The following is a 22,466-nucleotide window of genomic DNA, read 5'->3' as shown; positions in this document are numbered from 1 at the left end:
TACTATGGTTTCAGTTACAGTATAACTCGGAGAGTACCCTGATACCAAATCAGCGGTTATTCATCTATTCTATTCTGGTATAATCAGAATCGACATGAATTGGGAGTGGGTCTTATTATGTTGACTCAAGGAGTGTGAATATCAGATGTTAGATTCACTTTGCGCAATATCTGCTTACAGGCAGGGAGATTTCTCCGTTACTGAGAAATATGAATGGCTTAAATATATCGTTTCAGCAGAAGAACAAATTGTGAACCTGGAGCGTATCACATCAATCAGTGAGCTGGCTGGCGCGAATCCAGTACTTGATTATGTGGAGAGGACACTACGAATTCTGGATGATCTCTCGGTTTCGTTTTGGATCAGAGAGCTGCTGGAGGAAGTGCTCGTCTGGTCTGAGACGGCTAAGGGTGGCACGATGCGAGAGAGGATGAAGTGGCAGGCGTCGGGTGTGAATCTGTTTGTTCATAATCAAGGCTCGGGGGAGCTATATGCCAGATATATTCAGGAACATCATGGAGATATGAACTTACGGCACAAGGTCATTCATACCCTTATTACAACTCACGGGCTTGTGGGTCAGTATATTCGGGGTGAGATTGTTTTTAGCGAGAATCATAGCTTAACACAGCTTGTTAAGGCAGGGGATCTGACTGCAGATGAGCTTATCAGGCTACTAATCCCTCTTAACCGCTGTATTATGAGCGGGGTATCTGAAGAGCTGTGGCATACCGTAGGGAGCGAGACCAATCAGATTGTTATAGCGATGGCTGAAGGAAGAGAACCAGAGGAGCGTACATATATCAAGCGATTAGAGCGATTGAGGTCAGGAAGTATCCGGCAAGGTGAAGCTTTTTATTCGGAAATATCTCAAATTGAGGCGAAGATAGATTTACCTTCTATTTTGTTACCCCTTGGTAATCTGACCTTATGGTTCGTGGAGGCTGCATTACAGGATTACTCTGTAGAGGAGTTTATGAAGGTAATGCTCATTAGTTTAAATGGTGAGATTGAGCAGCACCCAAAGAATCTGAATATGTCGTCAGCATCCATCACGGATCGTACGAAGCAAGAGCAAGACAAGCCTGTCCGTCATTTAAGCTTTGAACCCTTGATGAACGAGATGTATTACGATTATAAAGGGTTTAAGAAGCTGAATGTGTACAAAAAGAGGATGATTGAGCAGTATTTGCGTCAGATGAGTTGGGATTCTTGTCTTAAGGGAATCCCGGGTGACAACCCGCATTTGCGTTACCGGATGGAGCAGAAAGAAGGTCTTGATGATACTATCTTTTTTACCTTTGAATTTTCACGTGCAGCCGAGAAATTAATTGAGTTCTGTATTGAAGCCGAGAAATCCCCACTTTATGAAAAGGCAGTTCTGATGCTCTTTGACCTGTTTGGTCTTCGGAGAGATGCTTACGATCGTTTTCATAACGAGGATACTTATTTGCAGGATATGAATAGCTCAGGCGATTACAAAAAAGTTATTCTGGACTATATTGCTGGTACCCGTGTGGTCGATATCGGTCCGGGTGGAGGTATTCTGCTGGATCTCATTGAAGAGGAAATGCCCCATGTTCATGCGGTTGGAATTGATATTTCATCCAATGTGATTGAGGCGCTTGAGAAAAGAAAGCGACTGGAAGCACGTAGATGGGATGTTGTAAAAGGTGATGCTTTAAATCTTAGGGAAGATTTAGAGCCGGGAAGCGTGGATACAGTCATTTTTTCGTCTATACTACATGAGTTATTTTCGTATATTGAATATGAAGGTTGTCGGTTCAATCCGAGTACGGTTACAGCAGCGCTGAGAAGCGCTTACGAAATCCTATCGCCAGGTGGCCGGATCATCATCCGTGATGGGATCAAGACAGAGCCCGAAGAGATCGTTCGTCGTATCCGTTTTCTCGAAGAGGATGGGATGCAATGGCTGCAGCGTTATGTGGAAGATTTTAAAGGCAGATCAATTAGATATGAAACACTTTCCGACAATGAGGTTCAAATGCCTATAAATGATGCGATGGAGTTCTTGTATACATATACATGGGGGGAAGAGGCCTATGTTCATGAGGTACAGGAGCAGTTTGGGTATTTTACACCGTCACAGTACGAATCTGTCATTCGAGAAGCAATTGGACATGAAGCGAAGATCGTGGTTTGTGAACACTTCCTACAGGCAGGTTATACAGAGGCCCTACTTGGGCGTATTGAATTTATGGATGTATCCGGTCATCCCGTATCTCTTCCGGATAGTACATGCCTGATTGTGATCGAAAAGCCTGAATAGAACCTATCTCATAAAAAAGAGGACAATGCCGCACTGATGCAGGCTTGTCCTCTTTGTGATGTGTAGCAACTGAATTATTTCTTTTCAGGTTCTGGATACTCTTTACCAAGTGTATCGACGGTTACCTTTTTCATCGTTGGTAGTGGTTTATTCGGGCGGTCATTTGCACCCGTAGGAAGAGTAGCAATTTCATCTACGACTTCAATACCTTCGATTACTTTACCAAACGCCGCATATTGAGTATCCAAGGACGGGTAGTCAGCATGCATAATAAAGAACTGAGAGCCAGCAGAGTCAGGTTCTCCGGTTCTGGCCATGGAGAGTACTCCACGTGTATGCTCCAGATCATTCTGGAATCCGTTCGAGGTGAACTCTCCCGCAATACTATAGCCAGGACCGCCTGCACCCGTTCCATCTGGATCGCCGCCTTGGATCATAAAGCCTGGAATAACACGGTGGAAGATTACCCCATCATAAAAGCCTTTCTTCACTAAAGAAATAAAGTTGTTAACGGTATTTGGGGCTACTTCTGGATAAAGTTCAAGCTTGATAGTCTTGCCGCTATCCATTTCGATCGTTACGATGGGGTGGCTTGCTTCGGGATCAGGTACGACCTTCTTCGCAGCAGGCTCTTCTGTTGAAGGTGTTTCGGTCGTAGGCGTTCCACTTGCATTACTGTTATTATCGCTTGCATTTCGATTTTCGTCTTGACCACAGCCACTCAAGATCAAGAGCAGGGTCATCATAGACACGAGAACGAGCATTAACTTATTCTTTTGTTTCATTTCGTTACTTCCCCCTAAGAGTATGGTTCATGGTTGTTATCTTATCACATGTAAAGCTTTACCGAAAATGCCACAGAGGGACTATATCTGCATTTGCATGAAAAAATTCCCGTTCCTGATTCAGGACCGGGAATATGGAGTATCACCTGCATTCATGTCATATTCATCAAGTTGATTCGTTGACCGCTATTGTACAAGATAAATCCCTTCGACTTTGTTTAGTGGAAACAGGATTCGGGAAGGAGCCTTTCCCTTTCCTTGTAGTTCGATGAAATCGGAGCCGATTCGAACAAGCCGAATCCGGTTGAAGGCTTTTCCACTTGAAAATGTTGTTCTTACACCAACCAGAATGCTGCGGTGGGGAGGCTTAGTATCGAATACACGGATTGAATTAAGGCTAGCGGGAACAAATAGTTCACCCTGGACCTGAATGAAATTAGTTTTATATACAGCTTCCAGCCGTCCAGGTTCAAGTCCTGTATTCGGTGCATTAATCTCAACAAGATGCCCTTTAAGCATGGCAAGCCGCTGTTGAAGCGTGAGAAGGCGTTTGCCCTGTAATGCCAGGATTCTATTCATGCATATCATCCTTCCATGGTCATATGCATTATTGTATGATGCCGGCATCAGATAGGGTGACAGACACCTGGTTTTTCTTTATTCGAATAGATGCTGAAATGCTGTCTATACTGGGTACTAACGAACGGATGTAAAAGGGGGAGCAGCCGATGGAGAAGCAGGGGAATATTTGGACCGGATTGATGTGGGGAACCTTAATTGGTGTTTTATTATGGATTGCGATTCTCGGCTTGCTCAGCTTTATATGGTAGACAAGCGTTATTCAGCAAAAAGAGCAAAGAACTACCCACATAGAAGGGTTGTTCTTTGCTCTTTTTGCTTTTTCTAGAAATCATCAGGTAACTTGCGTTCATTCTCGTCATCTACGCCGCCTACACCATTGAGCAGGTCAATCCCATGTTGATCTATACCGCCAGGAACAGCGGGATCTACAGGGCTACCGGCATGAAGCTCATCTGCATCGGGTACATCTTCTAGTGTCGTTTCAGTCGGCTCTACGTCTAAGGATTGAGTGGATTTATCTGCGAACACCTCATCATGGCGGATGTCTGTATCCTGCTCAAATGCTGTATTATTAACAGGGGTTCGACGCGGATAAGTCGCATTCGCTTCTGAACCAAGTGAGAAGGAGGTATCTGCGGGAACATGATCCAGCGGCAACTTGCCTGTGATTACGGCTTCATCGCTGTTGTTCTCTTCATAGTCAATACTGATCCGTTCCTCAAGTGGCTGGCTGGCTGTTTCCTCACCAAGTGTTCGGTTATCAGGTTCAGCCCCGGTGGCTTTCCATGCTTCGAGTGCGCTAGGATCTGGATTAAGCCATTCCTCTTTATCGGCATCTGCAGGTCCCGCGACATTCTGACTGAACCCGCTATGGTCCGCATCCTCTCGGCTTAGGCTCTGACTTGTAGTAGTTCCTACATGTTTAGATTCATCTTCAGGAATGTCAGTCATGGGTTCAAGAGGATTCATGCTTTCGTTCTGCTTATAGACTAAGTCTGCATAGGTACTCCGATTTAACTCATCACGCATGATGTACATCTCCCTTCTGAGTATCATTCCAATTTCGTATAGTAGGATTTTACCCTGATAAGCGGGTTTGAATCCTTCCTTCATTAACAGGTTGCTCAAAAACAAGGTCGATATGTATCGTTTGCCGCATTTCATCTATAAATCTATGTAATTTATTCTGATTGGTTTGGAGCCGAATAGTAGGGGGATGCGCCTCATTTGTCATTGCCGTGACGATTTCGTTCTTTGGAGGAAGTTCTGGAAACATTCAGCTGTGACTGCAGCGATGACTTCTCTGATGGGATTGAAGCTGGGCGAAGTACATTCATAAACGGCTAATTTAGACGTAAGTCAAAATAAAGAGCACCTCTCACTTAACTGAGAGGTGCTCTTTAGGATGAATGCCGTTATTTAACGGAAGCGATATTTTTACCGGATAACGAAATAGATTGATTGACGAGAACTTCCATTGCATCAATAGAGCATTCTTTATAGAAATCACTCAGTTCAATACAGGAAAGTTCTGTGCATGCAAGGATAACACACTGGCAATGCTCTTCATACACTAGGTGATGAATAAGTGCTTCGAGTTTACCAGGGTCCACGTTTTTATGACCTTTTACATCATTGTAAATAATATCCATGACTTTCTGTTGAAGGGAAGCATCAGGCTCATAGAGAGACATATGATATCGTTCACAGGTATCCCGATAGATTCCAGTACGAACCGTTCCATTTGTGGCCAGGAGTCCGATCTTGCTGCCGTCACCATATCGTCTGTGAATTTCTTGTACCGTCTCATCAACCATATTAATAATATTGATCGAGGTCATCTGCTGCATTTCGTTATAGAAATAATGGGATGTATTGCATGGTATAGCGATATTCGCGACGCCAGCTAGTTCAAGTAGCTTGAAATCTTTCTCTACCGCGTCCAGGAAACGTTCGCCACGTCCTTCTAAGATGACTTGGGTTCGATCGGGTAGGGTAGCATGATTCAGTATGATCATATCAATATGATCCTGGTCACGCTCGGCCTCCGTACTCTCTATCAACTTCTCAAAAAAAACTGAGGTTGCCTGAGGTCCCATACCCCCGATGATGCCTAATTTTTTATTATCCATTATTCAACAACTGCCTCTTTTTGAATTCATTCACTATCTCTGCCTCGTTAAAAGGAATTTCTGTTGTACCAATCACCTGAGTTGTTTCATGACCTTTCCCGCTAATCAGGACGATGTCATCTTTTTGACTGATGGAGAGCGCATACTCGATGGCTTCTTTGCGGTCAACAATGGCTTTATATGAGCCGCCTGTCTCATCCATGGAAGCTGCAATCTCAGCAATGATCGCATCTGGATCCTGATCCTTAGGGTTGTCCGATGTGATGATAGAGAGATCTGCATGTTTAGCAGCCACTTTCCCCATAGAACTGCGTTTATCATGTCCAAGCTCACCTGCTGCAGCATAGACACCAAATACGAGTATGATACGACCTTTAGCATAAGGACGAAGTGTTTGTAAGGCTTTTTCTAGACTGTCCTCTGTATGTGCAAAGTCAACAATGACCAAGCTGTCGTCATCTTTATAGACAACCTCCATACGACCCTTAATGCTTTCCACGGCTTGAATACCATCCTTAATCACTTCAAGCTCGATGTTGTTGCAATAAGCGCAAGCGATGGCTGCAAGGGCGTTCAGTACATAGATTTTGCCTGGAAGATTCACTTTGATTTCGATAACTCCGGCTGGTGTATGTGCTGTGAACATCGTAGAATCAATGAAATAGCGAATATCTGTGGCGTATACATCAGCTTTGTTATCGATTCCATACGTAATTAGCTTGGTATCGTAGTTCTTGACCTTATCGATAAGTCTTGTGCCATAGGGATCATCGATATTAATGATGTTATAATCAGTCGTTAAGTCAAATAACATGGCTTTTGCCTCAAAATATTCTTCCATACTGTTATGAAGTTCCAGATGGTCTGGGGTTAGATTGGTGAAAATACCAGTATGAAAGCGGCTATAAGCCACACGCTTCAGACTTAGTGCATGGGAAGATACCTCCATAACACAATGACTGACATTCGAACTTACCATCTCAGCAAAAATTTGTTGTAGGTAAAGAGATTCTGGAGTCGTGTTCTTGTTCTTCTTCAGCTGATCGTTAATGATCGTCCCAATCGTGCCAATGATACCTACGTTTTTGTCAGCTTGTTCAAGAATCGATTTCATGAAATAACTAATCGAAGTTTTTCCGTTCGTGCCGGTAATTCCGATCATGTTCAGTTTATTTGTAGGTGTTTCGTAAAAATTAGAGGATAGGAGTGCAAGAGCGTCGCGTGTATCCCGCACTTTAAGCACGGTAATCGCTTCGTCTACCTGAACGTCTTTCTCAACAACGAGGACGGTTGCTCCTTGATTGATGGCTTTGGGAATAAAGTTATGGCCATCGACAGTGAAACCTGACACAGCAACAAAAAGACTGTTCTGCTTCACTTCCCGGGAATCGAAGGCGACCGCCTCCACTTCAATATTCAGATCACCTTTAACGAGTTCAAATTCAAGATCTTTCACTATGGAAGTCAACCGCAAGGGGGACAGCTCCTTTCCTTATTTATTATCTTCTATAAGTTGTCTTGAGTATATTAATAGATAAGACGATATCAACTAATAATAATACTTCTTCATAACTTAGATTACAAATAGATTTGATTGACTGGGAGAATTTAAATAACAGCTTGCTGATTTCATGATATATTTATAGAAGCTAGGCCAATGAAGGAATGCAGATTTGAATTGATTGATGTTTTAGGACTACGAACGGGGGTAGAGGTGCTAACCGAATGAAGGCTGTGCCTAAATATTTCGTCGTATTGATTATGATTGTGCTTCCAGCACTACTCTTACAGTTGTTCATGCCACCGATCGTCGAAGGGAAAGCTTCTTCCTATACCTTCGTTCCGGATTGGCAAGTGAAGTGGGAGACAGTAATTCCAGAAATAACGACTCCAGCAGCGGTGAGAAACTCACAGGATTGGTTGAATGTAAGGGAACAAGGTGATTCCTCTAAGCCGGAGGATGCCGTATCCGCTTGGTTCCGATTTACTCTTCCGAAAGATCTGTTGATTCAACCTGCGATTTTACTCGGACGAATAAATGGAAAAGACGTTTTGGCTTTTATTGAGGATGAACCAGTGTTTCAATCTAAGCGAGATTATATGTATACGAATCATCGTTTGCTTCTTCCTCTAGCCAATGAGGATCTGGGAAAGACATTATACATATGGGTCGAGACACCGAGAGGTTCGACTGGCGTCGAAGGCCGAATGACGATTGGGGAATATGAGGATCTGCGGGGCGAGTTTATCCAGAAGGATCTGGGGGACTTTGTCATGGGCAGCACTTTTTTGTTTGTTGCTCTTGTGATGTTCTTTTGTTGTTTCTTTTTGCCAAGGCAGACATTATCCACATGGATGTCGCTTAGTCTGGTCATATGTGCATGCGGCATTCAGCTCATTACGTATTCACCGTTTTTGTATACCTTTTACGGAGAATACGGAAAGATATGGGTCATACTGTTTGATATTTCTATTTTTGTGCTTATTCCAGCTTTAACGTTCTACTTTGAGAAAATATATGGCGTAGGTCCATATCATCTGATTCGATACATGAAAATATTTCACTTAGCCTATTCCATCGTTTGTTTCACGCTTATGTTCATCAATCAGATTACTGGAGATTTGTTCTATGGTACGTACTACTTAATTACCGTTAAGCTTCTAGGTATTATTATGATGACTCAGATGATCATACTCGTTGGAATCACGATTGCGTATACGGTTAAACGTAGTAAGGATGCCTACATCTTTACCATTGGATTCAGTTTACTAACCGCGGCAACTTTGGCTGATATGATTACCTTTTATGCAAGAAATGGGAATTATCTGTTCTATTTCTGGAAGTGGGGGGTACTCGCACTCATTATTTCGCTTATTGTTATGCTAGGTCGTAAGTTTGTTCGAAGTCATGAGCAAGTAGTCAGATATTCAAAGGAATTGGAGATGTTCAATAATGAACTTCAACGATCGGAGAAAATGGAGATCATTAGCGAGCTAGCCGCCTCTGTTGCTCATGAGGTCCGTAACCCTTTGCAGGTTACAAGAGGATTCATGCAGCTGCTCGGGGAACGATCCAATCAGTCTCAACAGGAGTATCTGAATTTGGCTCTGAAGGAACTCGATCGTGCTTCAGCGATCATTACGGATTTTCTTACATTTGCGAAGCCTGAGCTTGAGCAGGTCTCGAAGCTGAATCTGTCAGAGGAACTACGACATGTGACTGGAATTCTGATGCCACTAGCGAACATTGGTGGCGGTACGATTAAACTGGATGTACCCGCAACGATACACATTATGGGGAACTCTTCTAAGTTGAAGCAGGCGATGGTCAACCTTGTTAAGAATAGTATTGAAGCTCTAAGTGGAGAAGGAATGATTAAAATCTGGGCCTATATTGAAAAAGGACAGGCGGTCATACATGTTCGAGATAATGGGATAGGTATGGACGTCGATGAGCTTGCTAGGCTTGGAGAACCTTATTTCTCTAATAAGACGAAGGGAACCGGACTCGGATTGATGGTTACCTTTCGGATTATTGAAGCGATGAAGGGGAAAATTCATTTTACAAGTCATAAAGGTATAGGAACTGAAGCTGTCATTCGTATTCCTATAGTTCCACATGATGAGGAGAAGTCCGATTTATTAAAGAATGATGCATAGATGAAGCGGGTCGCTTAAGGAATTATCTCTTGGGTGGCCTGCTTCATTTTTATGATATCTCGTACATATTAGGAATAATTAGGAATAATTTATCAAATTATTAGAAATTAGAAGGTGGACCGCGCCTTCATATCGAATTAATGTCAGAAATACATAGATGTTCATTCAAAAACGAATATAAACGATGGTCGAGGTGTATGATGAAATTTGCATTGAGGATTAGGGTGCTTGTATGGTGTCTGGTTACAGCTGCTCTATTCTGTGAATTTTCTAGCATAGCATACGGAGCACCGACAGAAACCAAGAGCATTCAAGAATGGGAAATAATTTGGAGTAATTCCTCTGAAGAAAACCCGGAACGTTTACCATCTAATGTGGAGACAGGTGAGTGGTCTAAAGCAAATTCTGTTGTACACAAACCAGCATCTAAAGATTCATTATGGATTAGGATAGATATTTCAGATATCAACACCACGACCCCTGGTATTCTGCTTGATAAAATTTCTGGAAAGCGTATTTCTATTTTTGCTGATGAAGACAAGATTTTTGAATCTAGTCGGTCTTACAAATATCAAATGAACCAAGTTTTACTCCCTCTGCACAAAGATTTATCCTCAAGTTATTTATACATATGGCTCGAACCAGCTAAGGAAGTCGTTAACATGCAGGATAAGATCTACGTGGGCGAATTCCATACGCTACTCACCCGATTTGTCAAAAGCAATCTACTGGATATAATACTCGGAAGTATTTTTGTTTTAATAGCATTTGTGATGCTGATCTGGTCGTTTTTCCTGAATAAGCGTTACATTGAAGCTGTTTTATCCCTCTCACTTGTTATTATGTCTGTAGGTATTCTCGTATTTACATATTCCCCCTTTCTCTACACGCTTTTTGAGAATCACGGTAGAGCATTTACTCAATTCTATGATGTATCATTATTAATTTTGTTGCCTAGCTTCAGCTTGTTCTTTGAGAATATTTTTGGACCGGGATGGAAGGGAATACTTCGAAGATTTCGAAAATTCCAGATGGGGTATTCATTTTTTTGTCTATTGTTTCTATTCGTAAACTTCTTGTCCTCTGATCAGCTTTACGAAATGTATTACTTTTTTTCCGTTAAGGTACTTGGGATTATGATGATTATTCAGTTCGTGCTACTTCTTGGAAGTTCGATGATCTATGCTTTTAAAGGGAATAAGTCAGCTGTGATCTTTAACATTGGATTTGCGGTACTTGTAGGCATTGTTCTAGGTGAGTTATTCCGATTTTTTATAAGTGGCCGGGATTATCAGCTCTTCTTGTGGAAGTGGGGCGTTGCTGGGTTTACCGGGGCACTGATCATTATTCTTGGGAGAGTGTTTGCGCAAAATCACGAACAGATTATCCGGTATTCAAAGGAATTGAAAATGTTTAATCATGAGCTTGAGCGATCGGAAAAAATGGAGATTATTAGTGAGCTGGCAGCTTCCGTGGCGCATGAAGTTCGAAATCCACTTCAAGTAACAAGGGGTTTCCTACAGTTACTTCGTAATAAATCCATGGATTTAGAACGTGAATATTTAGATATGGCTATGGTTGAGTTAGACAGAGCTTCAGGTATTATTACAGACTTCCTGACCTTTGCTAAACCGGAATACGGAAAAGCATCTGTGCTCCAGGTATCGGATGAGTTCAAGCATATTGAAGGGATTCTAACACCATTAGCCCAAGTGCATGGGGGGAGGATTTCAATAGATATCCCTAGTGATATTTGCATCTATGGAAATTCATCCAAGTTTAAGCAAGCTCTAATTAACATTATTAAGAATAGTATTGAAGCGCTGGAACGAGAGGGACATATTCATATCCGTGCTTATTATAGACAGGAGCAGGTATTTATTCATGTGAATGATGATGGCGAAGGCATGGATCCTGAAGTACTGATTAGACTTGGAGAACCGTATTTCTCCAACAAAACAAAGGGGACAGGTCTTGGTCTGATGGTCACTTTCCGGATTATCGAGGCAATGCGTGGAAAAATTCATTACAGTAGCAAAAAAGGAGTGGGGACGGAAGCCGTTATTTCACTTCCCGCAGCAGGTCGTTAATACCTGACCTGCGGGAAGTGGACGGCTCGTCCCCACTCCTTGTGTGTAGTGTAGATTATTATGTGAATGTGATTTCATTATTGCTTATGTAATTACTACCAGATGGCTTTCTCCTTAGCTTCTGATTTGATCACGCCAGCAGGATTCGGTGGGATGACCAAGTAGAGCTCGTTCGAGTTTTCCTCAACTGTTCTTACTTGGATGTGATCTGGAATCATCACGCCAAGAACTTCCTTAATGGCGGATTTAGGATCGCTAAGCAGTTTTGCCTTAAAGCTTGGATCCTCCCATGCTTTTTGAATCAATTGTGTTTGAAAGATGGCTTCTGTCGTCATTAGAATCACCCTTTCAAAATGGTTATTATTTACTCTAAAAGGATAACATGTAATTAATATAAAATCTATTATAATTTACTTAAAATAGACAGGTAGTATTGTAATCCGCCATGTTCTAGCATTTTACGGCCATTTTTGATGTTGCTTGATTCAGATATAAGTTCGTCCACCAAGGTTTTATGAAATGATATAACGTGAGGTGTATTAAGGCAGGAGTTGAGAAGTCGCTGATGAGTGGCAGATGCGATATTAGCATATTGATGAAGTATTTCGTGAAGAAAGATAGCTGAGTGTGCTTCTTCTGTGGTTAACAGATGTGCACGTGGAAGATTGTTCTCTGATTTGATGAGTGAGAGGAGACAGTTGTAACTTCCGTCGGTTAAATCTTGTTCGTAGTCAGCCCAATCATCCATCATCTGAAGTGTGAGTAGGACATTATTCATAAGATCAGAAGCTGCTGGAATGAGATCGGGGCGATTTCCAAGTAGTAAAGCGGCAGTGCTTCCAAGCTTAACGGGTGCTGCTTTTTTGGCAATCAGGAGTGGATTATCTCTAAAGTAATCATCAAGACTCTCGTGTATAACACCCTCGGACCATTCCTCTATGTAATCTTTGAAATACTTCCAGAAAGGAGAATCAGCCGGAAATAAATTTAAGTAAGTATGGATGAATTCTGTGTGTAAGAGGTTTGCTAGTGCTAGCTGATGTTTCCACATACCTGCTGTGTAGTCGTTTGGGTGGGTGTCCATAATATCGTCCTGAATGAAAAAATAGAGCATTCCAAAGATATTGGCTGTTGAAAGAGTTCGATAGATATCAGGAGATAGCTGAGTCATGTCTTTCATCCAAAAGGGAAGTAGATAACAAATATAATTCTTCGCGCTTCCTTCCTGAAATACATCGAATTTCTGCATATACCTTCTTCCTATTTCGTTAAGCGGAGGAGGGAATTTAGCAATTTTGGCAGTACATATTGCGAAGACTTCTGACAAATCATGCTCATACGGTTTAAACCATTCCATGGCATCACAGCCTCTCCAGATTTGGTCTGAATATGCTAACTTGTTAGCTTAATAGTATCACATATTCCTTTGATAGTTAAATATTTACAGCTGTAATGTTTGATTGATCTGATGTTTGATCGTTCCGGTATACGTTTAAGTTAGAGATGAGCAAGGGATATAAATAATTAAAAAAATGAAAATGAAAGATAATCTAAGGAGGTAATCATTATGACTCAGAGAATTGTTGGTGCATTCAGTACAGAACAGGAAGCTACTCGTGCAATTGAAGATTTGAAGCAACAAGGTTTTGGGACAGAAGACATCTCCGTTATAGCTAAAGATCATAAGGAAGTATCTTCTATTAATGATGAGACAGGAACAAAAGCTCCAGAGGGGCTCGCATCTGGCGCAGCTACGGGCGGTGTATTAGGAGGGGTAACTGGATTGCTCGCTGGTCTTGGCGCTTTGGCTATTCCAGGTATCGGTCCTATTGTTGCGGCTGGTCCTATTGCGGCGACTCTAACGGGTGCAGCAGTTGGAGCGGGTGCAGGTGGTCTCGTTGGTGGTCTTATCGGACTCGGAATCCCAGAGGAAGAAGCTGAGGAGTATGATGAGTTCGTAGAGGAAGGCCGTATTCTAGTTCTGGTAGAGACGGATGATGATCGTTCAAATCACGTCTATGAAACGTTCCGTCGAAACAATACATTGAATGAACATCATTATAACCATGGCAGAGAGTACACGGGAGTAGGAAAGAATATAGATTCTCGTGTTGATCCTGACATAGCTAAAGAGACTGCCCACGATCCTAACCTTTATCAAGGACATGGAGCAGGGGCTGGCGGTGCGGCTCCCAAAGAACGTAATATCTCAGATACTTCACACATGAATAACTTGAATAACCTGAATAACCTGAATAATAAAAACTACTAGTCTATTAATAATGTACGATAAACGGTGTATTAAACTATAACAGTATCTGATCAGTAAAAGAACAGCCCTCTTCGGAGAGCTGTTCTTTTTCGTTTCTATAATTTTATTTTTTGTTCGGTCCATACTGGCGATGACCACCAGGTCCATGACCGGGACCACCCGGACCACCCGGACCGCCAGGTCCATGCCCATGTCCCCCATGTCCCCAGTGCCCATGTCCCCAATGACCTCCTCCATGATATGGATAATACGGATAAGGGTAGTATGGATAAGGATATGGATAAGGATAAGGATAGTAACTGTATGGAGGGTAAGGATAACTGACCGGATAGCCCACAAGACTCTGGATACTTCTCGGCTTCTGTTCTTGACTCATGTAAGTTTCCCCTTCCTTATAATAGGCTACTGTATCCTATGCTGAAGTGGAATATAGGGGTGCTTGTTCTAAAAAAATGGGCATGTGTTGATGCATGAAAGATGACAAATAAATGAGAGAAATTTAATCATAATGTCATGTTACTTTATTCGATTTTTTCCGTTTATAAAGGTGAAGAATATATATTCAAGGAGGCTTGTAATGAATCTGAAAAAATGGATGGCCGGTGTAACGGTATTATTGTGTTTAACGGTAGGGACAACAGCGTTTGCCAATAATAACCCAGAATCCGTGAACACAGCAAAAAGGGATTCTCAAGCATCTCAGTCGCAACAGATTTATATGCTGGAACAAGCTTTGGCCGCTTCTTCCCCGGAAGCAGCTGCTACAACATGGGCAAAAGGCGTGAAAGATCGAAATGGAGCTTTGCAGTATGCGGTAATGACAGAGTCGTTACGAAAGGCAACAAAGCAACAATTCGAGGAATTAAACTGGGTGACGGGAACTTCGAGTCCGTGGGTGAAATCTTATTCATTAAGTAAAGGCAAGAAGGTTCGCCCAGGTGTGTGGTCGTTCACTGTAGATATGATCTATACGGACTCAACGAAATTAACTTATAAACAGCGTTGGTCAATTCAGACCGTACAACAGCAGAATAACTGGTACGTATCGAACATTGTTAATAAGGGTGAGGCAATTGGTAGTGTCCCTGGAGAAGCACAAATCACTTATGTAAGCAAAAAGTTTGGGTTCTCGTTGGAGCTTCCATCGCACTGGGCTGGGAAGTATATCGCCCGTGAAAAGAAAGACAAAGTGGAGTTACTGTTCAAGTCAAAGACCGGGGATCATGCACCTATCATCAGTTTTTATAAAGTTCCTGTTCAGAAGTGGGAGCAGGATCCTTATGGCCAGCTTCATAAATTAGCGGAGAAGAATGGTAATGTATTCTTCTATGTGCTGCCACTTGATAATCCATTTAGCGAAAATGAAGTGGCTGAATACGCTCGAATGGTGGATGAAGCTAAAGTTGTAATGCGTACGTTCAAGTTTTTACAATAGTTCAATTCGCGAGAAAGCCTCCGATGGTTCGCATCGGAGGCTTCTTCGAATGTTATATGTGGAGTGAAGAATTAAATATATTGCAGTCCCGCTGTATAAGGTAGCGGAATTACGCGAAGTGAATAACTATGCTCTTCCGAACCGTGAGTCACTGTCACAGGCTTGCGATAAGGAGATTCTGGATCGAATAAAAGTGATAGCAGACCTTCATCATCTAGTGTAATCGTTTCTTTATTATGATGATAAAAATAAGGTCCGTGATCTCCTTGAGCTTGTATCATACCTGCTGCCTCTTCCGGTAACAGTGGGGCAATTTGGCGTAGCAGCTCACGGCCATTAACGAGATATAGGGTTCCAGAATTCTGAATGTTATCCACATCGCATCCAGCAGATTGCAACAAGCCAGATAGTTCTTGATCCTGCCAAGGTAGCGTTATTATAAGTTCCTCTAGATCATAGAGGGAGAGCGACTGAGCTAAAATACAGGCAGCCGCTTCTGCATCCCCACCCCATTCAATGAGTGTGGGAGGTCTTGATGGTGTCATTTTGGTTCCGGGTACACCCATGATCGCAAATGCCACAATAGACCCATCCTGTTCAGCCATCAGAACCCTCTGTTCAAGTCGAATTACATTCGCAAAGGCACTTGCATCCAGAAGTTTATCTAGTTCAGACACCGTGCTGACATAGGTCGACGTACGCTTCTCTAGTAATTCATGGATGGAGAAGCTATCTTCTGGAGACATTTCACGGACAAGGTAGGACTGCTGAAGATTGTCAGTAATTTGTGCGGCTTCTTGAGAGGTGAGTTTTAACTCCGTGGCACGACCGAAATGACGGCAGTTGGCACGCGTATAGAGTGAGCGACCTCCAGAGATGAAGATAAGAGAAGCACCTGAGCGCTCGGCATGTGCCTTACACTGATTGAGCAATTCACCTGCGAGTCCTTTTCCACGATTGTCTTCATCGGTACAGACGGAACCGATGGAGTAAACTTTTAAATTAGCAGCTTCTGCTCGAATGGTGAAGGGAACCAGGCCCATGAATGAAGCCAAATTCCCTTTGTCATCAAATGCTCCGTAGGAATGACTAAACCCAGGATCAAATATCAAAGGGAAGGAAGTTTCCATAGACGGCTGTTCAGGTTGTTTCAAAAAGATACGGTCCGATAATTTTACGGCTTGTTGCAATGAATTGGAATCCATTAATTTAATATTCACAGTATCCAAGAGCCTCCAATGCTCGATCTTTTTTTATAAAAACCTTATGTCTCCAGTATAAAGTTCTATCACCAACAATACTAGTAAGCGCTCACAAACAAGTTCTTGAAAGTTTCAATATGCTTACACCGACTTGCTCAGACAATTTTAGGGTAATAATATAGCAAGTCTTCAAGTCGGAGGGATGAACTTGTTAAGTTTTGTTGATTTGGTCATATTGGTGTCTGCACTACTTTTGTTAACGGGTGTATTGACAACCAAATTCTCGGCCCGGTTTGGGATGCCGGCACTAGTATTATTTATTGCTTTAGGTATGATTCTAAGCCGATATATTTATTATGATGATGCGGAGATTACGCAGCTTGTCGGGATTTTTGCGCTGATTGTTATTTTGTTTCAAGGGGGAATGCAGACGGAGTTCAAAGAGATTAAGCCTGTGCTTGGACCTGCTCTGTCACTTGCAACGGTAGGGGTTCTTGCTACCACGATCGTCGTGGGACTATGTGCGACCTTTATCTTGGATATACCGATTGAAAAAGGCTTGCTCATCGGTGCAATTGTTGGCTCAACCGATGCAGCTGCCGTATTTTCTGTCCTTGGTGGACTAAATGTGAAACAAAAGATAACTTCCACACTTGAAGCAGAGTCCGGGAGCAACGATCCAATGGCTGTATTCCTGACGGTTTCTCTCATTGAATGGATTCAAATGCCGGATATTAGTGTCTTCGGAATGATTCTATCCTTTTTTATGGAAATGGGATTAGGACTTGTTGTCGGAGTTCTCGTTGGGTTTATAGCTATCTATATCATTAATCGTATTAATTTTGACTCATCCGGTCTTTATCCTGTAATGGCATTAGGGTTTGCGATTATGACCTACGGCGTAGCAGCCTTACTCCAATGCAGCGGACTTTTGGCTGTGTATGTGATGGCTTTGGTACTAGGAAATGCAGAGTTAACCTATAGACGAACTATTCTTGCTTTTAATCAAGGGTTCGCTTGGATGATGCAGATTGCGATGTTTGTACTGCTTGGTCTACTCGTATTTCCGAATCAACTTTCGGGCATTGCTTGGCAAGGATTATTATTGTCGCTTTTGCTCATGTTTGTAGCCCGTCCCATTGGTGTACTACTTAGTCTAATGTTCACCAAGTTTGCGTTTCGTGAGAAGATCATGATTGCTTGGGCTGGTCTACGTGGAGCAGTTCCGATTGTGCTTGCTACATATCCTCTCATTGCAGGGGTCGAGGGCGGACAGATGTTTTTCAATGTGGTTTTTTTCGTCGTTCTTACCTCAGCAATTATTCAAGGGACAACCATCTCGCCCCTTGCAGTAAAGCTAAAGTTAGTGGAGAAAGATAGGCCGGAGGCACCTTCCTTATTAGAATTGTTCGCTCTCGGAAAAGCCAATTCAGAAATAACGCATGTCCGTGTTCAGAAGAATATGCCAGTCATCGGTCAAGAAATTCAGAATTTGAATTTACCGGATGATATTTTGTTTACGGCTATCATTCGTGAAGATCGGATTATTACTCCGAAGGGCAATACTATTATTGAACAGGGGGATACCTTATATGTGATGAGTCCTAAGACAAAACGTAAGCAGATGAAATCAATACTGGGACTGGTTCCACAGGGTACAGTTCAAAAATAGGAGCGTATGAGAATGTTCACAGCTTTTTTTCAATTCTCAACATAAGATTTGGGTATAAAAAAGGTTTGAAATCTTCATGCTAACTTCATCAAAAACAACAAGAACTCTTTTGCCAATAGAGTGACCATATGCTATACTTAATACAAGGATTTAGATTAAGTCTAAATATAATATTGGAAAAGGGGTACACAATGATGAGTAGCGTAACTAAAGACACCCAAATTACAAATGAACTGAATACCATCTTGAATACACAACTGGCTAACTGGAGCTTGCTTGGTGTAAAGCTTCATAATTATCACTGGTTTGTAAAAGGCCCACAATTTTTTACACTACATGAAAAGTTCGAAGAATTATATAATACCGCAGCAGAATATGTTGATGAGATTGCTGAACGCTTGCTTGCTATCGGTGGGAAACCAGCAGCAACAATGGCTGAATACTTGAAGCTTGCGACGATTCAAGAAGCTGCGGGCGAGAACAGTGCTGAGCAGATGGTCGAAGCATTAATTTCTGACTTTAAGGCACTTGTAGAGAATATGAAATCAGGAATTGAAATTGCCGGTGAAATTGGCGACGACCCAAGCGCTGACTTACTAATTGGGATGCGGACTGAAGTGGAAAAGCAGAGCTGGATGCTAAGCGCATATTTAGGTAAATAATATATGAAGGAGCTGTTCCGAAGTAGATTTATTCTACTTTGGGATGGCTTTTTTTGTATCGAAGAATAAATTCGCGTCCTTCCTCAGACTTATGCGTATAATCTTCTTAGAAGATAAGGGGGAGAGAGAGAATGAGTAATCTGGAATCAAAGCAGCATCTGGAATCCCAGCTAGAGACAATTTTGAAATGGGAGAAGGAGCAGAAGGATGTTTTTTTCTGGGAAAAAATTGGGCGCATACCATTTATGCTTCTGGATCGATTAACGCCTAAGATTGTACGTGATAAGGTCGGTGAAGCGCTGAATGAAGTTGGTTCCTTCATTCAATCTGGAGGAAAGTACTTAGTGAGCAAGAAATCCGTAATGAAGGTGCTAGCCGAGACGGAAGCGCGTGGAACAAAAGGATTAAAGGATTCTCTTGAAGCTGAAGGCATTCCTGATAATGAAGAAGAAATCGCTAACGAGAAGGGGAGTCCTCAGCGTGAAGTAGACGAAGTTCTGACACTCGATGAGGCTTCAAAGCTTTCTATTCATGTCATGGATACGGCAGCAGACGGTATCACGGCGAAACGGGTTAAATTCGCAGCTGCTCAGGGTGCTGCAACAGGGATTGGTGGGATTTTTACAATTGCCGCTGATATTCCATTGGTTCTGGGACAATCATTGAAGGTGCTGCAGGAAATGGCACTCTGTTATGGATATGATCCTTATGATCCAAGGGAGCGGGTATTTATTGTGAAATGTCTGCAGTTCTCGTCTGCCGACATCGTTGGTAAGAAGGCGGTACTAGAGGAACTGGCTGCATTTGATGATGAACAGAATTCTGATCAGGTATTCTCCCAACTACAAGGCTGGCGTGAAGTAGTTCAATCTTATACGGACAGCTTTGGTATGAAAAAGCTGTTTCAGTTGATACCGATCGCTGGTATTGTCTTTGGGTCCATCAGCAATAAAGGAACCATTGGAGATGTAGCGGAGACAGGCAAGATGCTATATAAGAAGCGTAGAATTAATCAGCGACTGAGGAATATGGAATAGTCTCTTTATCCTAAATAAACCGGAGCTGCCGATGTGGCTGACTCCGGTTTTTTGGTTCTAGCGGTTATCTACTTTTTCTGGATACATATCATGGTTCATCAGGCGATGTGCGGCCATTTCTTCATATTTTGTACCAGGTCGGCCATAGTTACAATAAGGATCGATGGAGATTCCTCCACGTGGTGTGAATTTACCCCAAACTTCAATGTAACGTGGATCCATCAACTTAATCAGATCGTTCATAATAATGTTAACGCAGTCCTCATGGAAATCGCCGTGGTTTCTAAAGCTGAATAGGTAAAGTTTTAGCGCCTTGCTTTCAACCATTTTAATATCTGGAACATAGCTAATATAGATGGTTGCATAGTCAGGCTGACCGGTGATTGGGCACAGGCTTGTAAACTCCGGACAGTTGAATTTCACGAAATAGTCACGGTAAGGGTGCTTGTTATCAAAGCTTTCAAGAATACTTGGGTCGTATTCGAATTGATATTTGGTCCCTTGGTTACCTAGTAAAGTAATATCTTCCATTTCCTCGCGTTGTCTTCCGGCCATAATCAAAAACTCCTTTGTATTGTTATCGTTATCTTGAAGGGTTAGACGCCCCGTTTATTACTCCACACTAAGGTATGGAGCTGCGGAAGCACCCGAACATCGTTCAATCGATCAGATTTCATAACTGCATCCACCAGATGCTCATAGCGCTCAATTAAATGAGAAATATGTGAAGAGGAATCAGAGGTTGTTACATCCGGATTCCCAGTCTGTACATAGAAAGGTACATTTGGATAGCGCTCATGCACGGTCTCTGCATAGGCTAGATCGGCATCGTCAAAGACGACAACTTTCAGACTGAAAGAGCGCCCAGGTGCACGTCCAGACAACCGGGAGATGATATCATCAAGCTTATTCCAATCCGTATCCATTCCCGAACTAGGCGGTTTCGGTGATATGGTCACTTCATCAATATCAATCAACCAGTCTTGCCAGCGTGATCCTTGTGTTTCCACAGCTACAGTAATCCCGTGGCAGTGCAGTACATCAACTAAACCACCGAGTTGAGATAAGAGGGCTGGATTTCCCCCAGAAAGTGTAACGTGGTCGAACCGATCACCACCTAGGCGCAGCAATTCTTCCCAGATTTCATTCGGACTCATACGGGAAATGGAATCGGCTCCACTTCCGTCCCATGTGAATGCAGAGTCACACCAGGAGCAGCGATAGTCACAACCGGCCGTGCGGACGAACATTGTCTTACGACCAATGACCATACCTTCACCCTGGACCGTTGGTCCGAATATTTCCATGACGGGTATGGGGCGATCTATAACACCTGCACTTGCTGAATTCCCTGAAGAATTCATAACTGGGGAATAACTTTCTACGTTACTCATGTTCCATCCACTCCCGTCTAACCTCTGCATAGCTCGTAGGTGTCTCATACAGACGAACGAATTCAGTTCGTGTTTCCTGTTGTAAAAAGGCCTCTTGCTGTGATAGTGCATGCTCCATATGTTCATACAGCCATACGACCATGTTCTCGGCTGTTGTATTCATGGGTGGCAACGTTTCATTGAGATAGCGGTGATCGAGAAATGGCTCAATCTCTGACTTCCAGATTTCCTTGATTTGGCCAAAGTCCACTGTGATACCGACCTCATCAGGTTTGCCACTAATCCCGAACACAACCTTGTAGGTATGTCCGTGTAGATTCTTACATTTACCTTCGTATGCGTGTAAGTGATGAGCAGCATCAAAAGTGAACTCTTTAGAGACGAGTACTCGCTTATTGTGATACCGAAGGCTCTTAACATCGATATCCTCACCAAGTTTCTGTAGATGTTCCACGATGCGGAAAGCTCCGGGCTGACGACTCACTACAGAACTCCCCCTTTACTATGTGAAGACCGGCGGTTTAAATATTTATCCAGCCCAGCTTTTCTAAGCTGACAAGCAGGGCATTCTCCGCACCCATCACCTTTAATACCGTTATAGCAAGTCAACGTGTGCTGACGTATATATTCGAGCTCTCCCATTTGGTCAGCTAGCTCCCAAGTTTCGGCTTTATCAAGCCACATAAGAGGCGTATGAATAACGAATGGATAATCCATAGCTAAATTAAGCGTGACATTCAATGATTTTATGAAGTTGTCGCGACAGTCGGGATAGCCACTAAAGTCGGTTTCGCATACACCAGTTACCAGATGACGTGCACCCTTTTGTTTAGCTAACACCGCTGCAAAGCTGAGGAATAGATGATTACGTCCGTCAACAAAAGTATTAGGAACGCCATTGTCGCCTTCAGCAATATCCACATCGCTGCGTGTAAGTGCATTGGGTGCAAGCTGGTTTAAGAGACTCATATCAAGTATGGTCTGCTGTACTCCTTGTTCTTGTGCAATTTGTGCTGCACATTCAATCTCATATTTATGGCGCTGTCCGTAATCAAAAGTTACCGTTTCGACCTCAGCGAACTGCTTTTTCGCCCAGAAAAGACAGGTAGTACTGTCTTGGCCGCCGCTGAAGACAACAACCGCTTTTTCATTTTTAAGCATATAAAAAACCCCTCATTCTTCTCATGATAGCAGGCAGCGTAGAGCTTTCCTGAAGAAAGAGAGGTTCTGAACTGATTCCACAAAAAAACAAG

21 protein-coding genes are annotated in these 22,466 nt (G+C 42.6%); 8 read left to right on the top strand and 13 right to left on the bottom strand.

Annotated elements, in window-relative coordinates:
* The first annotated feature begins 145 nt into the window (after positions 1 to 145).
* Positions 146 to 2,290: a class I SAM-dependent methyltransferase gene (locus AC3WJJ_RS21795; RefSeq protein WP_492543724.1), complete on the top strand. Its 2,145-nt coding sequence runs from the start codon at positions 146 to 148 to the stop codon at positions 2,288 to 2,290.
* Between the two features lie 74 nt (positions 2,291 to 2,364).
* Here AC3WJJ_RS21795 and AC3WJJ_RS21790 read toward each other — a convergent pair whose 3' ends face one another.
* The 5 genes from AC3WJJ_RS21790 to AC3WJJ_RS21770 form a co-directional block, all read right to left on the bottom strand.
* A complete protein-coding gene (locus tag AC3WJJ_RS21790) occupies positions 2,365 to 3,075 on the bottom strand; it encodes a peptidylprolyl isomerase (RefSeq protein ID WP_492543723.1) in 711 nt (236 codons plus the stop codon).
* A 186-nt stretch (positions 3,076 to 3,261) separates the two neighbouring features.
* The gene (locus AC3WJJ_RS21785; RefSeq protein WP_492543722.1) at positions 3,262 to 3,654 is read right to left on the bottom strand and encodes a hypothetical protein; all 393 of its coding nucleotides are present in this window, start codon (positions 3,652 to 3,654) and stop codon (positions 3,262 to 3,264) included.
* A gap of 324 nt (positions 3,655 to 3,978) precedes the next feature.
* Positions 3,979 to 4,686 (bottom strand): hypothetical protein, encoded by a 708-nt coding sequence (locus AC3WJJ_RS21780; RefSeq protein WP_492543721.1) that lies wholly within the window; start codon positions 4,684 to 4,686, stop codon positions 3,979 to 3,981.
* 386 nt (positions 4,687 to 5,072) lie between these two features.
* The gene (gene cuyB, locus AC3WJJ_RS21775) at positions 5,073 to 5,789 is read right to left on the bottom strand and encodes a cysteate racemase (protein ID WP_492543720.1); all 717 of its coding nucleotides are present in this window, start codon (positions 5,787 to 5,789) and stop codon (positions 5,073 to 5,075) included.
* The gene (locus AC3WJJ_RS21770; RefSeq protein ID WP_492544043.1) at positions 5,782 to 7,257 is read right to left on the bottom strand and encodes a UDP-N-acetylmuramoyl-L-alanyl-D-glutamate--2,6-diaminopimelate ligase; all 1,476 of its coding nucleotides are present in this window, start codon (positions 7,255 to 7,257) and stop codon (positions 5,782 to 5,784) included. Before AC3WJJ_RS21770 ends, cuyB begins: the two co-directional genes overlap by 8 nt.
* 257 nt (positions 7,258 to 7,514) lie before the next feature.
* Between AC3WJJ_RS21770 and AC3WJJ_RS21765 the strand changes: the two genes are divergently transcribed.
* Positions 7,515 to 9,449 (top strand): ATP-binding protein, encoded by a 1,935-nt coding sequence (locus tag AC3WJJ_RS21765; protein WP_492543719.1) that lies wholly within the window; start codon positions 7,515 to 7,517, stop codon positions 9,447 to 9,449.
* Between the two features lie 200 nt (positions 9,450 to 9,649).
* A complete protein-coding gene (locus AC3WJJ_RS21760) occupies positions 9,650 to 11,539 on the top strand; it encodes an ATP-binding protein (protein WP_492543718.1) in 1,890 nt (629 codons plus the stop codon).
* Positions 11,540 to 11,634: 95 nt separating this feature from the next.
* Here the strand turns inward: AC3WJJ_RS21760 and AC3WJJ_RS21755 are convergent, their stop codons facing one another.
* Together AC3WJJ_RS21755 and AC3WJJ_RS21750 are read right to left on the bottom strand one after the other, a co-directional pair.
* Complete coding sequence (locus AC3WJJ_RS21755) at positions 11,635 to 11,874, bottom strand: NHLP leader peptide family RiPP precursor (RefSeq protein WP_422660081.1); 240 nt, start codon at positions 11,872 to 11,874, stop codon at positions 11,635 to 11,637.
* Between the two features lie 68 nt (positions 11,875 to 11,942).
* Positions 11,943 to 12,896: a class 1 isoprenoid biosynthesis enzyme gene (locus AC3WJJ_RS21750; RefSeq protein WP_492543717.1), complete on the bottom strand. Its 954-nt coding sequence runs from the start codon at positions 12,894 to 12,896 to the stop codon at positions 11,943 to 11,945.
* 210 nt (positions 12,897 to 13,106) lie between these two features.
* Here AC3WJJ_RS21750 and AC3WJJ_RS21745 point away from each other — a divergent pair, with 210 nt between their 5' ends.
* Positions 13,107 to 13,811, top strand: a complete 705-nt coding sequence (locus AC3WJJ_RS21745; RefSeq protein WP_492543716.1) for a general stress protein — start codon at positions 13,107 to 13,109, stop codon at positions 13,809 to 13,811.
* 103 nt (positions 13,812 to 13,914) lie between these two features.
* Here the strand turns inward: AC3WJJ_RS21745 and AC3WJJ_RS21740 are convergent, their stop codons facing one another.
* Entirely contained in the window at positions 13,915 to 14,187 is a 273-nt protein-coding gene (locus AC3WJJ_RS21740; RefSeq protein ID WP_492543715.1) for a hypothetical protein, read from the bottom strand.
* Between the two features lie 201 nt (positions 14,188 to 14,388).
* Between AC3WJJ_RS21740 and AC3WJJ_RS21735 the strand changes: the two genes are divergently transcribed.
* Positions 14,389 to 15,246 carry a hypothetical protein gene (locus AC3WJJ_RS21735; protein WP_492543714.1) on the top strand — a complete coding sequence of 286 codons (858 nt, stop codon included), beginning with the start codon at positions 14,389 to 14,391 and terminating at the stop codon, positions 15,244 to 15,246.
* A 71-nt stretch (positions 15,247 to 15,317) separates the two neighbouring features.
* On the opposite strand, the gene AC3WJJ_RS21730 is transcribed toward AC3WJJ_RS21735, so the two are convergent.
* Entirely contained in the window at positions 15,318 to 16,466 is a 1,149-nt protein-coding gene (locus tag AC3WJJ_RS21730) for a GNAT family N-acetyltransferase (protein WP_492543713.1), read from the bottom strand.
* Positions 16,467 to 16,650: 184 nt separating this feature from the next.
* Here AC3WJJ_RS21730 and AC3WJJ_RS21725 point away from each other — a divergent pair, with 184 nt between their 5' ends.
* From AC3WJJ_RS21725 to AC3WJJ_RS21715, 3 genes are all read left to right on the top strand, one after another.
* Entirely contained in the window at positions 16,651 to 18,120 is a 1,470-nt protein-coding gene (locus tag AC3WJJ_RS21725; RefSeq protein WP_492543712.1) for a potassium/proton antiporter, read from the top strand.
* Between the two features lie 194 nt (positions 18,121 to 18,314).
* Positions 18,315 to 18,782 (top strand): Dps family protein, encoded by a 468-nt coding sequence (locus AC3WJJ_RS21720; protein ID WP_492543711.1) that lies wholly within the window; start codon positions 18,315 to 18,317, stop codon positions 18,780 to 18,782.
* A gap of 131 nt (positions 18,783 to 18,913) precedes the next feature.
* Positions 18,914 to 19,819 carry an EcsC family protein gene (locus AC3WJJ_RS21715; RefSeq protein WP_492543710.1) on the top strand — a complete coding sequence of 302 codons (906 nt, stop codon included), beginning with the start codon at positions 18,914 to 18,916 and terminating at the stop codon, positions 19,817 to 19,819.
* 57 nt (positions 19,820 to 19,876) lie between these two features.
* On the opposite strand, the gene queF is transcribed toward AC3WJJ_RS21715, so the two are convergent.
* From queF to queC, 4 genes are read right to left on the bottom strand one after another with little or no spacing between them, the layout of a single operon-like run.
* Positions 19,877 to 20,374 (bottom strand): preQ(1) synthase, encoded by a 498-nt coding sequence (queF, locus tag AC3WJJ_RS21710; RefSeq protein WP_422660090.1) that lies wholly within the window; start codon positions 20,372 to 20,374, stop codon positions 19,877 to 19,879.
* Between the two features lie 41 nt (positions 20,375 to 20,415).
* Positions 20,416 to 21,183: a 7-carboxy-7-deazaguanine synthase QueE gene (gene queE / locus AC3WJJ_RS21705; protein ID WP_492544041.1), complete on the bottom strand. Its 768-nt coding sequence runs from the start codon at positions 21,181 to 21,183 to the stop codon at positions 20,416 to 20,418.
* Between the two features lie 22 nt (positions 21,184 to 21,205).
* Positions 21,206 to 21,697, bottom strand: a complete 492-nt coding sequence (queD, locus tag AC3WJJ_RS21700; protein ID WP_492543709.1) for a 6-carboxytetrahydropterin synthase QueD — start codon at positions 21,695 to 21,697, stop codon at positions 21,206 to 21,208.
* Positions 21,697 to 22,374 (bottom strand): 7-cyano-7-deazaguanine synthase QueC, encoded by a 678-nt coding sequence (gene queC / locus AC3WJJ_RS21695; RefSeq protein WP_492543708.1) that lies wholly within the window; start codon positions 22,372 to 22,374, stop codon positions 21,697 to 21,699. Before queC ends, queD begins: the two co-directional genes overlap by 1 nt.
* Positions 22,375 to 22,466 lie beyond the last annotated feature (92 nt).

The organism is Paenibacillus sp. FW507-14B1B, assembly GCF_058781425.1.
The sequence above is the reverse complement of the archived record's forward strand: the minus strand, read 5'-3'. Positions and strand labels throughout refer to the sequence as shown.

What these genes read in the sequence shown, in the direction of transcription:
- AC3WJJ_RS21795 (WP_492543724.1), top strand. Translation starts at nt 146, where the DNA reads ATGTTAGATTCACTTTGCGCAATATCTGCTTACAGGCAGGGAGATTTC.
- AC3WJJ_RS21790 (WP_492543723.1), bottom strand. Translation starts at nt 3,075, where the DNA reads ATGAAACAAAAGAATAAGTTAATGCTCGTTCTCGTGTCTATGATGACC.
- AC3WJJ_RS21785 (WP_492543722.1), bottom strand. Translation starts at nt 3,654, where the DNA reads ATGAATAGAATCCTGGCATTACAGGGCAAACGCCTTCTCACGCTTCAA.
- AC3WJJ_RS21780 (WP_492543721.1), bottom strand. Translation starts at nt 4,686, where the DNA reads ATGCGTGATGAGTTAAATCGGAGTACCTATGCAGACTTAGTCTATAAG.
- cuyB (WP_492543720.1), bottom strand. Translation starts at nt 5,789, where the DNA reads ATGGATAATAAAAAATTAGGCATCATCGGGGGTATGGGACCTCAGGCA.
- AC3WJJ_RS21765 (WP_492543719.1), top strand. Translation starts at nt 7,515, where the DNA reads ATGAAGGCTGTGCCTAAATATTTCGTCGTATTGATTATGATTGTGCTT.
- AC3WJJ_RS21760 (WP_492543718.1), top strand. Translation starts at nt 9,650, where the DNA reads ATGAAATTTGCATTGAGGATTAGGGTGCTTGTATGGTGTCTGGTTACA.
- AC3WJJ_RS21755 (WP_422660081.1), bottom strand. Translation starts at nt 11,874, where the DNA reads ATGACGACAGAAGCCATCTTTCAAACACAATTGATTCAAAAAGCATGG.
- AC3WJJ_RS21750 (WP_492543717.1), bottom strand. Translation starts at nt 12,896, where the DNA reads ATGGAATGGTTTAAACCGTATGAGCATGATTTGTCAGAAGTCTTCGCA.
- AC3WJJ_RS21745 (WP_492543716.1), top strand. Translation starts at nt 13,107, where the DNA reads ATGACTCAGAGAATTGTTGGTGCATTCAGTACAGAACAGGAAGCTACT.
- AC3WJJ_RS21740 (WP_492543715.1), bottom strand. Translation starts at nt 14,187, where the DNA reads ATGAGTCAAGAACAGAAGCCGAGAAGTATCCAGAGTCTTGTGGGCTAT.
- AC3WJJ_RS21735 (WP_492543714.1), top strand. Translation starts at nt 14,389, where the DNA reads ATGAATCTGAAAAAATGGATGGCCGGTGTAACGGTATTATTGTGTTTA.
- AC3WJJ_RS21725 (WP_492543712.1), top strand. Translation starts at nt 16,651, where the DNA reads ATGAACTTGTTAAGTTTTGTTGATTTGGTCATATTGGTGTCTGCACTA.
- AC3WJJ_RS21720 (WP_492543711.1), top strand. Translation starts at nt 18,315, where the DNA reads ATGAGTAGCGTAACTAAAGACACCCAAATTACAAATGAACTGAATACC.
- AC3WJJ_RS21715 (WP_492543710.1), top strand. Translation starts at nt 18,914, where the DNA reads ATGAGTAATCTGGAATCAAAGCAGCATCTGGAATCCCAGCTAGAGACA.
- queF (WP_422660090.1), bottom strand. Translation starts at nt 20,374, where the DNA reads ATGGCCGGAAGACAACGCGAGGAAATGGAAGATATTACTTTACTAGGT.
- queE (WP_492544041.1), bottom strand. Translation starts at nt 21,183, where the DNA reads ATGAATTCTTCAGGGAATTCAGCAAGTGCAGGTGTTATAGATCGCCCC.
- queC (WP_492543708.1), bottom strand. Translation starts at nt 22,374, where the DNA reads ATGCTTAAAAATGAAAAAGCGGTTGTTGTCTTCAGCGGCGGCCAAGAC.